At 64.0% G+C, this 12,369-nt stretch carries 13 protein-coding genes; 10 read left to right on the top strand and 3 right to left on the bottom strand.

The genetic code is table 11. The features are described from left to right. Positions 1-24 precede the first annotated feature (24 nt). The 3 genes from pyrR to R3355_RS16285 are packed head-to-tail and all read left to right on the top strand — an operon-like array spanning position 25 to position 2,824. Positions 25-537, top strand: a complete 513-nt coding sequence (gene pyrR / locus R3355_RS16295) for a bifunctional pyr operon transcriptional regulator/uracil phosphoribosyltransferase PyrR (RefSeq protein ID WP_318947611.1) — start codon at positions 25-27, stop codon at positions 535-537. 5 nt (positions 538-542) lie between these two features. Continuing rightward, a complete protein-coding gene (locus R3355_RS16290) occupies positions 543-1,553 on the top strand; it encodes an aspartate carbamoyltransferase catalytic subunit (RefSeq protein WP_318947610.1) in 1,011 nt (336 codons plus the stop codon). Next, on the top strand, positions 1,553-2,824 hold the full coding sequence (locus tag R3355_RS16285; protein WP_318962105.1) for a dihydroorotase: 1,272 nt from the start codon (positions 1,553-1,555) through the stop codon (positions 2,822-2,824). Before R3355_RS16290 ends, R3355_RS16285 begins: the two co-directional genes overlap by 1 nt. A gap of 54 nt (positions 2,825-2,878) precedes the next feature. On the opposite strand, the gene R3355_RS16280 is transcribed toward R3355_RS16285, so the two are convergent. From R3355_RS16280 to R3355_RS16270, 3 genes are all read right to left on the bottom strand, one after another. Beyond that, the gene (locus R3355_RS16280) at positions 2,879-3,280 is read right to left on the bottom strand and encodes a TM2 domain-containing protein (RefSeq protein ID WP_318948615.1); all 402 of its coding nucleotides are present in this window, start codon (positions 3,278-3,280) and stop codon (positions 2,879-2,881) included. Between the two features lie 105 nt (positions 3,281-3,385). Continuing rightward, the gene (locus R3355_RS16275) at positions 3,386-4,531 is read right to left on the bottom strand and encodes a PilT/PilU family type 4a pilus ATPase (protein ID WP_318948616.1); all 1,146 of its coding nucleotides are present in this window, start codon (positions 4,529-4,531) and stop codon (positions 3,386-3,388) included. Positions 4,532-4,641: 110 nt separating this feature from the next. After that, positions 4,642-5,676 carry a type IV pilus twitching motility protein PilT gene (locus R3355_RS16270; protein ID WP_318948617.1) on the bottom strand — a complete coding sequence of 345 codons (1,035 nt, stop codon included), beginning with the start codon at positions 5,674-5,676 and terminating at the stop codon, positions 4,642-4,644. 63 nt (positions 5,677-5,739) lie between these two features. On the opposite strand from R3355_RS16270, the gene R3355_RS16265 reads away from it, so the two are divergent. From R3355_RS16265 to metW, 7 genes are all read left to right on the top strand, one after another. Beyond that, on the top strand, positions 5,740-6,426 hold the full coding sequence (locus R3355_RS16265) for a YggS family pyridoxal phosphate-dependent enzyme (RefSeq protein ID WP_318962104.1): 687 nt from the start codon (positions 5,740-5,742) through the stop codon (positions 6,424-6,426). A 36-nt stretch (positions 6,427-6,462) separates the two neighbouring features. Then, on the top strand, positions 6,463-7,281 hold the full coding sequence (gene proC, locus R3355_RS16260; protein ID WP_318948619.1) for a pyrroline-5-carboxylate reductase: 819 nt from the start codon (positions 6,463-6,465) through the stop codon (positions 7,279-7,281). Between the two features lie 40 nt (positions 7,282-7,321). After that, positions 7,322-7,912 (top strand): YggT family protein, encoded by a 591-nt coding sequence (locus R3355_RS16255; protein WP_318948620.1) that lies wholly within the window; start codon positions 7,322-7,324, stop codon positions 7,910-7,912. Between the two features lie 13 nt (positions 7,913-7,925). Next, on the top strand, positions 7,926-8,222 hold the full coding sequence (locus R3355_RS16250) for a DUF167 family protein (protein WP_318962103.1): 297 nt from the start codon (positions 7,926-7,928) through the stop codon (positions 8,220-8,222). A gap of 299 nt (positions 8,223-8,521) precedes the next feature. After that, complete coding sequence (locus R3355_RS16245) at positions 8,522-10,504, top strand: dynamin-like GTPase family protein (RefSeq protein WP_318962102.1); 1,983 nt, start codon at positions 8,522-8,524, stop codon at positions 10,502-10,504. Positions 10,505-10,609: 105 nt separating this feature from the next. Then, the gene (metX, locus tag R3355_RS16240; RefSeq protein ID WP_318962101.1) at positions 10,610-11,749 is read left to right on the top strand and encodes a homoserine O-succinyltransferase MetX; all 1,140 of its coding nucleotides are present in this window, start codon (positions 10,610-10,612) and stop codon (positions 11,747-11,749) included. A gap of 7 nt (positions 11,750-11,756) precedes the next feature. Continuing rightward, positions 11,757-12,359: a methionine biosynthesis protein MetW gene (metW, locus tag R3355_RS16235; protein ID WP_318962100.1), complete on the top strand. Its 603-nt coding sequence runs from the start codon at positions 11,757-11,759 to the stop codon at positions 12,357-12,359. Positions 12,360-12,369: the final 10 nt, after the last annotated feature.

Here is a 12,369-nt window from a genome sequence, read left to right as displayed (position 1 = left end):
CGAGTCTGTATCTGGAGTGTTGCCATGAGCCTACCCAACCCTGCCGAACTGCTGCCGCAAATGGCCGCGGCGCTGATCAACCATCTCAATCGGCGGCAGATCAGCGAACCACGCTTTATCGGCATCCGCACGGGTGGTGTGTGGGTCGCTCAAGCTCTGCTGGAGAGTCTGGGCAATCCGGCGCCGCTGGGTATCCTCGACGTGTCCTTCTACCGCGACGACTTCACCCAGAATGGCCTGCACCCGCAAGTGCAGCCGTCCGAGCTGCCGTTCGAGATCGAAGGCCAGCACCTGGTGCTGATCGACGACGTATTGATGAGCGGCCGCACCATCCGCGCTGCGCTCAATGAACTGTTCGACTACGGCCGCCCGGCCAGCGTGACCCTGGTCTGCCTGCTCGACCTGAATGCCCACGAACTGCCGATCCGCCCCGACGTGGTCGGCGCCAGTCTGTCGCTGGCCGCCGATCAGCGGGTAAAACTGTCCGGCCCCACGCCGCTGACACTCGAACTCCAGACGCTGGCCAACCGAGAATGATCGCGATGACACCCATGGATGCCAAGCGCCCGCTGCAGCTCAATGACCAAGGTCAACTGCGCCACTTCCTCTCCCTCGACGGCCTGCCGCGCGAGCTGCTGACGGAAATTCTCGACACCGCCGACTCCTTCCTCGAAGTCGGCGCCCGGGCGGTGAAGAAAGTCCCGCTGCTGCGCGGCAAGACCGTGTGCAACGTGTTCTTCGAGAACTCCACGCGCACCCGCACCACCTTCGAGCTGGCCGCCCAGCGGCTGTCCGCCGACGTCATCACCCTCAACGTGTCGACCTCCTCGACCAGCAAGGGCGAGACCCTGTTCGACACCCTGCGCAACCTCGAGGCCATGGCTGCCGACATCTTCGTGGTGCGCCATGCCGACTCCGGTGCCGCGCACTTCATCGCCGAGCACGTGTGCCCGAACCTGGCGATCATCAACGGCGGCGACGGCCGTCACGCCCACCCGACCCAGGGCATGCTCGACATGCTGACCATCCGCCGGCACAAGGGTGGCTTCGAGAACCTCTCGGTGGCGATCGTCGGCGATATCCTGCACTCGCGGGTGGCCCGCTCGAACATGCTGGCACTCAAGACCCTCGGCTGCCCGGACATCCGCGTGATCGCACCCAAGACCCTGTTGCCGGTCGGCATCGAGCAGTACGGCGTGACCGTCTACAGCGACATGGCGGCCGGGCTCAAGGATGTCGACGTGGTGATCATGCTGCGCCTGCAGCGTGAGCGCATGACCGGCGGCCTGTTGCCCAGCGAGGGCGAGTTCTACCGCCTGTTCGGCCTCACCGAACAACGCCTGGCCCTGGCCAAGCCGGATGCCCTGGTAATGCACCCGGGGCCGATCAATCGCGGCGTGGAAATCGAGTCGGCAGTGGCAGATGGCCCGCAATCGGTGATCCTCAACCAGGTTACCTACGGCATCGCCGTGCGCATGGCCGTGCTGTCGATGGCCATGAGCGGGCAGAATGCCCAGCGTCAACTCAACCAGGAAGCCGAGGAATCCAACTGATGCGCATCGCAATCCTTGGCGCCCGCGTCATCGACCCAAACAGCAACCTCGACCAGGTCGCCGACCTGTTCATCGACGGCGGCAAGCTCATTGCCATCGGCCAGACCCCCGCCGGCTTCGTCGCGGAGAAAATCATCAACGCCCAGGGCCTGGTGGCCGCGCCCGGCCTGGTCGACCTGTCCGTCGCCCTGCGCGAGCCCGGTTACAGCCGCAAGGGCAGCATCGCCAGCGAAACCCTGGCCGCCGCCGCCGGCGGCGTTACCAGCCTGTGCTGCCCGCCCTTTACCAAACCGGTGCTGGACACCCCGGCGGTAGCCGAACTGATCCTCGACCGCGCCCGCGAGGCCGGTCATACCAAGGTCTTCCCCATAGGCGCGTTGAGCAAAGGCCTGGACGGTGAACAGCTGGCCGAACTGGTGGCCCTGCGCGACGCCGGTTGCGTGGCCTTCGGCAACGGCCTGGATAGCTTCCGCAACACCCGCACCCTGCGCCGCGCCCTGGAATACGCAGCCACCTTCGACCTGACGGTGATCTTCCACTCCCAGGATCACGATCTGGCCGAGGGCGGCCTGGCCCACGAAGGCCCTACGGCCAGCTTCCTCGGCCTGGCCGGCATCCCGGAAACCGCCGAGACCGTGGCCATGGCCCGCGACCTGCTGCTGGTCGAGCAAAGCGGCGTGCGCGCTCACTTCAGCCAACTGACCAGTGCCCGTGGCGCGCAACTGATTGCCGACGCCCAGGCCCGCGGCCTGCCGGTGACGGCGGATGTGGCGCTGTATCAGCTGATCCTCACCGATGAGGCCTTGAGCGACTTCTCCAGTCTCTACCACGTGCAACCGCCACTGCGCACCCGCGCCGACCGCGACGGACTGCGCGAGGCGCTGAAGAGCGGGGTGATCTCGGCCATCGCCAGCCATCACCAGCCCCATGAACGCGACGCCAAGCTGGCCCCCTTCGGCGCCACCGAACCGGGCATCAGCAGCGTGCAACTGCTGCTGCCGCTGGCCATGAGCCTGGTGGAAGACGGTCTGCTCGACCTGCCGAGCCTGCTCGCGCGCCTGTCCAGCGGCCCGGCCCAGGCCCTGCGCCTGCCCGCCGGCCGCCTGAACGTGGGCGCAGCGGCCGACCTGCTGCTGTTCGACCCGCAAGCCTCGACCCTGGCCGGGGAAAACTGGTACTCCAAAGGCAGCAACTGCCCGTTCATCGGCCATTGCCTGCCCGGCGCGGTGCGCTACACCCTGGTGGATGGACGCATCAGCTACCAGGCCTGAGAACCTGCCAAACGCAAAAGCCCGCCGATTGGCGGGCTTTTTTGTGCCTGACGATCAGCCGCGCTGGGCGTTCTTGATCGATATCTGCTCGTTCAGCGTCCAGAAGTCATAGAGCACACCGAGCAGGAACAGGCCGCCGGTGAACAGGTAGAGGATCCCGGTGATCCACTTGCCCTGGTACATGCGATGCACGCCGAAAATGCCGAGGAAGGTCAGCAAGATCCAGGCGACGTTGTAATCGGTGTCGCCGGCGGTGAAGCGCAGATCGGCCTCGCGATCCATCGCCGGGATCAGGAACAGATCGATGATCCAGCCGATAAACAGCAGGCCGAGGGTGAAGAACCAGATGGTGCCGGTCACCGGTTTGCCGTAATAAAAGCGGTGCGCACCGAGAAAACCGAAGATCCACAACAGATAACCGATGACCTTGCTGTGGGTGTCCTGTCTTACGTCCATGCCTTGCTCCTGCGCTGCTCAATGGTACGAATGAGACCGGCAAGACCGCGCAGGGTTTACCGCTCGCTGAAAAAAGCCCGCGAGCGCGGGCTGGATCGAATCACTTCAGCGGAAACGCCGGCCCGGGTCTTCGGGGGCAACTTCCAGAGACAGACCATCGCTCAGGTGGGCCAGGTGGTCGCCGTCGGCCTCCGAGCCGAGCTTGATCAGCAGGCGCAGATCGTTCGCCGAGTCGGCGTAGAGCAACGCATCTTCGTAGGTGATTTCGCCCTGGCTGTAGAGGTTGTACAGCGCCTGGTCGAAGGTCTGCATGCCCAGTTCGGTGGACCGTTTCATCAGGGCCTTGAGTTCATGCACCTCGCCCTTGCGGATCAGGTCGGCGGCCAGCGGGGTGTTGATCAGCACCTCGATCACCGCGCGGCGGCCCTTGCCGTCCGGGGTCGGCACCAGTTGCTGGGCGACGATCGCCTTGAGGTTGAGCGACAGGTCCATCCACACCTGGTTCTGCCGGTCGGCCGGGAAGAAGTTGATGATCCGGTCCAGCGCCTGGTTGGCGTTGTTGGCGTGCAGGGTGGCCAGGCACAGGTGGCCGGTTTCGGCGAAAGCCACGGCATGGTCCATGGTTTCGCGGGTGCGCACCTCACCGATGAGGATCACGTCCGGCGCCTGGCGCAGGGTGTTCTTCAGCGCCACCTCGAAGGACTCGGTGTCGATGCCGACTTCGCGCTGGGTGACGATGCAGCTCTGGTGCTGGTGGATGTACTCGATCGGGTCTTCGATGGAGATGATGTGGCCGCTGCTGTTCTTGTTGCGGTAGCCGATCATCGCCGCCAGCGAGGTGGATTTGCCGGTGCCGGTGGCGCCGACGAACAACACCAGACCACGCTTGGTCAGCGCCAGCTTCTTGAGGATTTCCGGCAGCTTGAGGTCATCCAGGGTCGGGATGTTGGTCTCGATGCGGCGCAGCACCATGCCCGCCAGATTGCGCTGGTAGAAGGCACTGACACGGAAACGGCCGACCCCGCGGGCACTGATGGCGAAGTTGCATTCGTGGCTCTCGGCGAAATCGCGGCGCTGTTGCTCGTTCATCACCGAGTGCACGGTTTCCCGGGTTTGCTCGGGGGACATGGGGGTCTTGGTCACCGGCATGATCTTGCCGTTTACCTTCATCGACGGCGGTACGCCGGCAGTGATAAACAGGTCGGAGCCGCCTTTTTCTACCATCAGGCGCAGCAGTTTCTCGAATTCCATGCGTTATCTCGCCCATCACCGTCACGCGCTTGGCCAACCACCAGTTGCTGGGGCGCGTGCCTCGCCAGCGATCTGGGTCTCGGCCAGCCTTGCGGCTGGCCAGATAAGGATTAGAAGTTTTCCGGGGTCTTGGATTTTTCCCGCGCATTGTCGCGGGTGACCAGGCCCTTGGCGACCAGGGTCTTCAGGCAGGCATCCAGGGTCTGCATGCCCAGCGAACCGCCGGTCTGGATCGACGAATACATCTGCGCCACCTTGTCCTCGCGGATCAGGTTGCGGATCGCCGGGGTGCCGATCATGATTTCATGGGCCGCCACCCGACCGCCGCCGACCTTCTTCAGCAGGGTCTGCGAGATCACCGCCTGCAAGGACTCCGACAGCATGGAGCGGACCATGGATTTTTCCTCGGCCGGGAACACGTCGACCACCCGGTCGATGGTCTTGGCCGCCGAGGTGGTGTGCAGGGTGCCGAATACCAGGTGGCCGGTTTCCGCGGCGGTCAGCGCCAGGCGGATGGTCTCCAGGTCGCGCATCTCGCCGACCAGAATGATGTCCGGGTCTTCGCGCAACGCCGAGCGCAACGCCTCGGAGAAGCCCAGGGTGTCGCGGTGCACCTCGCGCTGGTTGACCAGGCACTTCTTCGACTCGTGGACGAATTCGATCGGGTCTTCGATGGTCAGGATGTGCTGGTATTTAGTGCCGTTGAGGTAATCGAGCATCGCCGCCAGGGTGGTCGACTTGCCCGAACCTGTGGGTCCGGTGACCAGCACCAGGCCCCTCGGCACGTCGGTGATCTTGCGAAACACCTCGCCCATGCCGAGGTCTTCCATGGTCAGCACCTTGGATGGAATGGTGCGGAACACAGCACCGGCGCCACGGTTCTGATTGAAGGCGTTGACCCGAAAACGCGCGACGCCAGGCACTTCGAAAGAGAAGTCGGTCTCGAGGAACTCCTCAAAATCCTTGCGCTGCTTGTCGTTCATGATGTCGTAGATCAGTGCATGCACCTGCTTGTGATCCAGGGCCGGCAAATTGATCCGGCGCACATCGCCGTCAACCCGAATCATCGGCGGCAGACCAGCAGAGAGATGCAGGTCCGACGCGCCTTGCTTGGCGCTGAAGGCAAGCAGCTCAGTGATATCCATGGGACTCCCTAATGACAAGCAAGCAGGTAGAATGCCGCGAACACTAGGCGGCTGGCGCGAGTAATGTCCACGATAGCAGAGAATATTGCAAAGGTCGGAGCACGCATCCGTGAGGCGGCGCAAGCCTCGGGGCGAGATAGTGCAACGATTGACCTGCTCGCAGTGAGCAAAACCAAACCCGCTGCGGCGATTCGCCAGGCCCATGCGGCCGGGCTGCGTGACTTCGGCGAGAACTACCTGCAGGAAGCCCTGGAAAAACAGCTCGAGTTGAGCGATCTGCCCTTGATTTGGCATTTCATCGGCCCCATTCAATCGAACAAGACCCGGGCAATCGCCGAGCACTTCGACTGGGTGCATTCGGTGGACCGCCTGAAAATCGCCGAACGCCTGTCCGCGCAGCGCCCATCGCACCTGCCGGCACTGAATATCTGCCTGCAGGTGAATGTCAGTGGCGAGGCCAGTAAATCAGGCTGCAGCCCCGAACAATTGCCAGCACTGGCACAGGCTGTTACACAACTGCCCAACCTCAAGCTGCGTGGATTGATGACAATTCCCGAGCCAAGCGACGACCGTGCGACGCAACAGGCCGCCTTTGCCCGCCTGGCACAGCTGCAAGCCAAGCTGAACCTGGACCTCGATACCCTGTCCATGGGCATGAGCCATGACCTTGAGGCCGCCATTGCCGAAGGGGCTACCTGGGTGCGCATCGGTACCGCCCTGTTTGGCGACCGCGACTATGCCAGGCCCTGAACGGCCCCGCCCTCGACTTAACCAAGGAAACCCGCTATGACCTCCCCTCGCATTGCGTTTATCGGCGCCGGCAATATGGCCGCCAGCCTGATCGGCGGGCTGCGCGCCCAAGGCGTCGACGCCAGCAGCATTCGCGCCAGTGACCATGGTGCCGAACAACGCGCCAAGATCAGCGCTGACTACGCCATCGACACCTTCGCCAGCAACGCCGAGGCCATCCAGGGCGCCGATGTGATCGTCCTGGCCGTCAAACCGCAGGTGATGAAAGCCGTCTGCCTGGAGCTGGCCAGCCATCTCGGCGCGGGTCAATTGATCGTGTCCATCGCCGCCGGCATCAGTTGCGCCAGCCTGGAAAGCTGGCTCGGCGCCCGTGCGATCGTGCGCTGCATGCCCAATACGCCGTCGCTGCTGCGCCAGGGCGTCAGCGGCCTGTATGCCAACAGCCTGGTTTCGGCGGCGCAACGCCAGCAGGCCGAACAGCTGCTGGGCGCGGTTGGCCTGGCCCTGTGGCTGGACCAAGAACAGCTGATCGATGCGGTCACCGCCGTGTCCGGCAGCGGCCCGGCGTATTTCTTTCTGCTGATTGAAGCCATGACCGCCGCCGGGGAAAAGCTCGGTCTGCCCCGCGAGGTCGCCGCACAACTGAGCGCACATACTGCCCTTGGCGCCGCGCGCATGGCGGTGGCCAGCGATGTCGATGCCGGCGAGCTGCGCCGTCGCGTCACCTCGCCAGCCGGCACCACCGAAGCGGCGATCAAGACCTTCCAGGCCGGCGGCTTCGAAGCCCTGGTCGAACAGGCCATGAATGCCGCCGCCCAGCGCTCGGCGGAACTGGCCGAGCAGCTTGGCCAATAAACCGCTCGTCCCCATAAACGGACCATTAAAGGAGTAAGTAATGATCGGACTGAGTACCGCAGCGGTTTATATCCTGCAAACCATCGGCAGCCTGTACCTGCTGATCGTGCTGCTGCGCTTCATCCTGCAACTGGTGAAGGCCGACTTCTACAACCCGCTCAGCCAGTTCATCGTGCGCGCCACCCACCCGCTGCTCAAACCCCTGCGCAAGGTCATTCCCAGTTTCGCCGGGCTCGACCTGGCCTCGCTGGTGCTGGCGATCCTGGTGCAACTGGTGCTCATGGCCCTGGTCCTGATACTGATGGGCTTTGGCCTCGACAATCCGCTGCAACTGCTGATCTGGTCGATCATTGGCGTCACCGCCCTGTTCATCAAGGTGTTCTTCTTCGCCCTGATCATCAGCGTGATCCTGTCCTGGGTTGCCCAGGGCAGCCACAATCCGGCAGCCGAACTGATCAACCAGATATGCGAACCGCTGCTGGCGCCGATCCGCCGCATTCTGCCGAGCCTGGGCGGGCTGGACCTGTCGCCGATCGTGGCCTTCCTGATCCTCAACCTGATCGACATGCTGGTGGTTCGCAACCTGGCGGTGATGACCGGCATGTTCAAGGGCCTCAGCCTGGCAGTCTGACCGCGGGAACCCGATGAGTTTCTATCGCTGGGACGGCGAAGACCTGATCCTCGATTGCCACCTGCAGCCCAAAGCCAGTTGCGACGAGTTCGCCGGGCTGCACGGTGAGCGGCTGAAGATCCGCCTCACCGCACCGCCAGTCGACGGCAAGGCCAACGCCAAGTTGTTGGCCTTCCTCGCCGCCGCCTTTGCCGTGAGCAAAAGCCAGGTCAGCCTGGAGAGCGGCCAGCAAAGCCGCCAGAAGCGCGTGCGCATCAAGCAGCCACGGCAACTGCCGGCAGAGCTCGAACTGACCGTTCGCCCTGCCTGAGCGACCATCAGGCCGGATCGAAAGACCAGGAGCCGGTCCGGAAGTACGGTTTTTTTGCAGGCTGGGCTGAACTCCGCGAAACCCAACGGGTTGATTTTGTTGCGCTTCGTTCCTCGGCGCCAACCTGCAACGTGCAGTCGATTGTCATTCTCGGACAGGCTGCTAGCCAATTGACACCCCCGGCACGCCCCGCATAATACTCGCCAGCCCAGCGCATCAGCACCCGCCATGCGCTGCCGGGCAGACCCGCGTCGGTCAGAGCATCGCCCCACAGCCGCGCTAGCCAGAGGAATGCCAGGATGAGCATGGAACGTCTCAGTCAACAGGTCGACGCCTACGTCGGCTGGAAGCGCGAGCTGATGCGCCAGATCACCCGCTACCGCAGCTGGCTGGTCAACAACCGGCTCAACTCCGAGACACTGGACGCCAAGCTCGAACGCGCGCTCAAACTGCTGCGTACCGACCACATCACCCTGGCCTTCGTCGGCGAGTTCTCGCGCGGCAAGACCGAACTGATCAACAGCCTGTTCTTCTCCGAATACGGCCAGCGCATGCTGCCGTCCCAGGCCGGACGCACCACCATGTGCCCCACCGAGCTGTTCTTCGACCCCCGCTCGGAACACTCCTACATCCGCCTGCTGCCGATCGAAACCCGCGCCACCGAGGCCAGCGTCGCCCAGTTCAAGCGCATTCCCCGGCACTGGGTGAACATCCCGCTGGATCTCAGCGACCCGGACAACATGATCCAGGCTTTCACCCAGGTGGCGAAAAGCAAACCCATGCCGGTGGAGCAGGCCATCCAGCTGGGCTTCCACCCCGACGCGCTGGAAAGCACCGGCAAACCCGGCCAGGTACTGGTGCCAGCCTGGCGCCACGCCATGGTCAACTTCGATCACCCGTTGCTGCGCCAGGGCCTGCGCATCCTCGACACCCCCGGCCTGAATGCCCTGGGCAGCGAACCGGAGCTGACCCTGTCGATGCTGCCCAGCGCCCAGGCGATCATCTTCCTGCTGTCCGCCGACACCGGGGTGACCGCCAGCGACATGGCGGTCTGGCAGCAGCATATTCGCCAGCTCGACGACGACACCCAGACCTGCCTGTTCGCCGTGCTGAACAAGATCGACATCCTCTGGGACGACCTGGCCGGCGAAGCCTTCGTGCAGAATGCCATCGCGCAGATCCAGGCCGTCACGGCCAGGCAACTCGGCATCCAGCCCGAGGAGGTGCTGCCGCTGTCGGCCAAGCAGGCGTTGCTGGCCAAGGTGCGCAAGGATCAGACCCTGCTGGCCCGTAGCCAGATGAGCAACCTGGAAAACCTGCTGTGCGAGCGCATCGTCAGCCAGAAAGAACGCCTGATCGAAGAGCGCGTGGTCAACCAGGTGCTGGCGCTGCTACACAATAGCCAGCACGTGCTCAACCTGCGCCTGGAGAAGGTCAACGAACAGCAGGCGCTGCTGAGCAATCATCAGCACGACAACGGTCAGCTGCTGTTCGAGCTGACCGCCAGGACCAAGGACGACCACAGCCAGCACCACAAGCGCCTGCTCGGTCTGAAAAGCAATCAGCGCCTGCTCAAGCGCCAAGGCGAGCTGCTGCAGCTCGCCGTGCGCGCGGAACGCCTCGACGAACACCTGAACAAGGTGCGCAAGAACCTCGCCGGCAGCTGGACCACCCTGGGCATCAACCAGGCGATCCTGCACTTCTTCCGTGCGGTGGAACATGACCTGGACAGCCTGGTCCATGAAGCCGCGATGGCCAACAAGATGGTCGCCGCCATCTACCGCCGGCACAACCAGGAGAATCCATTGCAAGGCGTCGATGCACCGCAGTTCAACGTCAAACGCTACCTGCGCGAACTCAAACAGCTGCAGACCCAGGCCGACCAGTTCCGCCTGCACCTGAAAACCCTGCTCACCGAACAGCGCAGCCTGACCAGGCGCTTCTTCGCCACCCTGGGACAGGAAGTCATCGGTCTGCACCAGCGCCTGCGGCTCGAGGCCGGACAGTGGGCCAGCGACGCGCTGATGCCGCTGATGCAACACACCCTGGAACACAAACAGCTGCTGGAAAGCCACATGCTGCGGCTCAAGGCCCTGGCCCAGCAAACCCAGCAGGCGCGCCAGCGCGGCCAGCAACTGGCCGGCTACCGCAGCGAGCTGCAACAACAACTGCACCAGTCTGGCGAAATGCTGCGCAACCTGCGCCGCCCCGCACCTATCCAGCGCCAGGGCAAGGTGGTCAACCTGCCCGGCGTGGCGCGCCCCCACAACGTCGGCGAATAAGCGCCGGCCGCACTTGCGGCCAGGCATTGCCCTCCGCCCCGCACGCTTGCCGCCCGGGGCGGCGCTCTTTAGACTGCGGCACTTCCTTTTCTGCGAGCAGGGTCGATGCCTACTGCCTTTCCCCAAGACTCTGTTGGCCTGGTGACTCCCCAGGTGCTGCATTTCGCCGAACCCCTGGCGCTCGCCTGCGGGCGCAGCCTGGCCGACTACCAACTGATTTATGAGACCTACGGCGAATTGAACGCCGCGCGCAGCAACGCCGTGCTGATCTGCCATGCACTGTCCGGCCACCACCATGCCGCCGGCTACCACAGCGTGGATGAGCGCAAACCCGGCTGGTGGGACAGCTGCATCGGCCCCGGCAAGCCGATCGACACCAACAGGTTCTTCGTCGTCAGCCTCAACAACCTCGGCGGCTGCAACGGCTCGACCGGCCCCTCCAGCCTCAACCCGGCCACCGGCAAACCCTTTGGCGCGGATTTCCCGGTGATGACCGTGGAAGACTGGGTGCACAGCCAGGCGCGCCTGGCCGACGCCCTCGGCATCGACCAGTGGGCCGCGGTGGTCGGCGGCAGCCTCGGCGGCATGCAGGCCATGCAGTGGGCCATCAGCTACCCCGAGCGCATCCGCCACTGCCTGGCGATCGCCTCGGCGCCCAAGCTGTCGGCACAGAACATCGCCTTCAACGAGGTGGCGCGCCAGGCCATCCTCACCGACCCGGAGTTCCACGGCGGGCACTTCCAGGAGCGCGGGGTGATTCCCAAGCGCGGTCTGATGCTGGCGCGCATGGTCGGCCACATCACCTACCTGTCGGACGACGCCATGGGTGAGAAATTCGGCCGCGGTCTGAAGAGCGAGAAGCTCAACTATGACTTCCACAGCGTCGAGTTCCAGGTCGAGAGCTACCTGCGTTACCAGGGCGAGGAGTTTTCCGGGCGTTTCGATGCCAACACCTACCTGCTGATGACCAAGGCGCTGGACTATTTCGACCCGGCGGCAGCGTTCGACGGCAACCTGGCCCAGACCCTGGCCGGGGTGCAGGCGGACTTCTGCGTGATGTCCTTCACCACCGACTGGCGCTTCTCGCCGGCACGCTCGCGGGAGATCGTCGACGCCCTGATCGCCGCCCGCAAGAACGTCTGCTACTTGGAAATCGCCGCGCCCCAGGGCCACGACGCCTTTCTGATCCCGATCCCGCGTTACCTGCAGGCGTTCAGCAGCTATATGAATCGAATCGCAGTATGAGGCGCCCATGAGAGCCGACCTGGACATCATCCAAGACTGGATCCCCGCCGACAGCCGGGTACTCGACCTCGGCTGCGGCAATGGCGAACTGCTCGCCTGGCTGGCCGAGCACAAAGGGGTCAGCGGTTACGGCCTGGAGATCGACCCGGACAACATCGCCCAGTGCGTCGGCAAGGGCGTCAACGTCATCGAGCAGAACCTCGACAAGGGCCTGGGCAACTTCGCCAGCAACAGCTTCGACGTAGTGGTGATGACCCAGTCGCTGCAGGCCCTGCACTTTCCGGACAAGGTGCTGGCGGAGATGCTGCGTATCGGCAAGACCTGCATCATCACCTTCCCCAACTTCGCCCACTGGCGCTGCCGCTGGTACCTGGCGAGCAAGGGCCGTATGCCGGTGTCCGACTTCCTGCCGTACACCTGGTACAACACGCCGAACATCCACTTCTGCACCTTCGAGGACTTCGAGCGCCTGTGCCTGGCGCAAAACGCCAGGGTGCTGAATCGCCTGGCGGTGGATCGCGATCATCTGCACGGTTGGGCCAGCCGCATTTGGCCTAATCTGTTAGGTGAGATCGGCATCTACCGGATCAGCGGGCCGAGCGCCAACTGATTTCGCCGGC

Origin of the sequence: Pseudomonas sp. (assembly GCF_033723075.1) — a bacterium.
Lineage (GTDB): Bacteria > Pseudomonadota > Gammaproteobacteria > Pseudomonadales > Pseudomonadaceae > Aquipseudomonas.
This window is presented reverse-complemented; position numbering and strand designations above follow the sequence as displayed.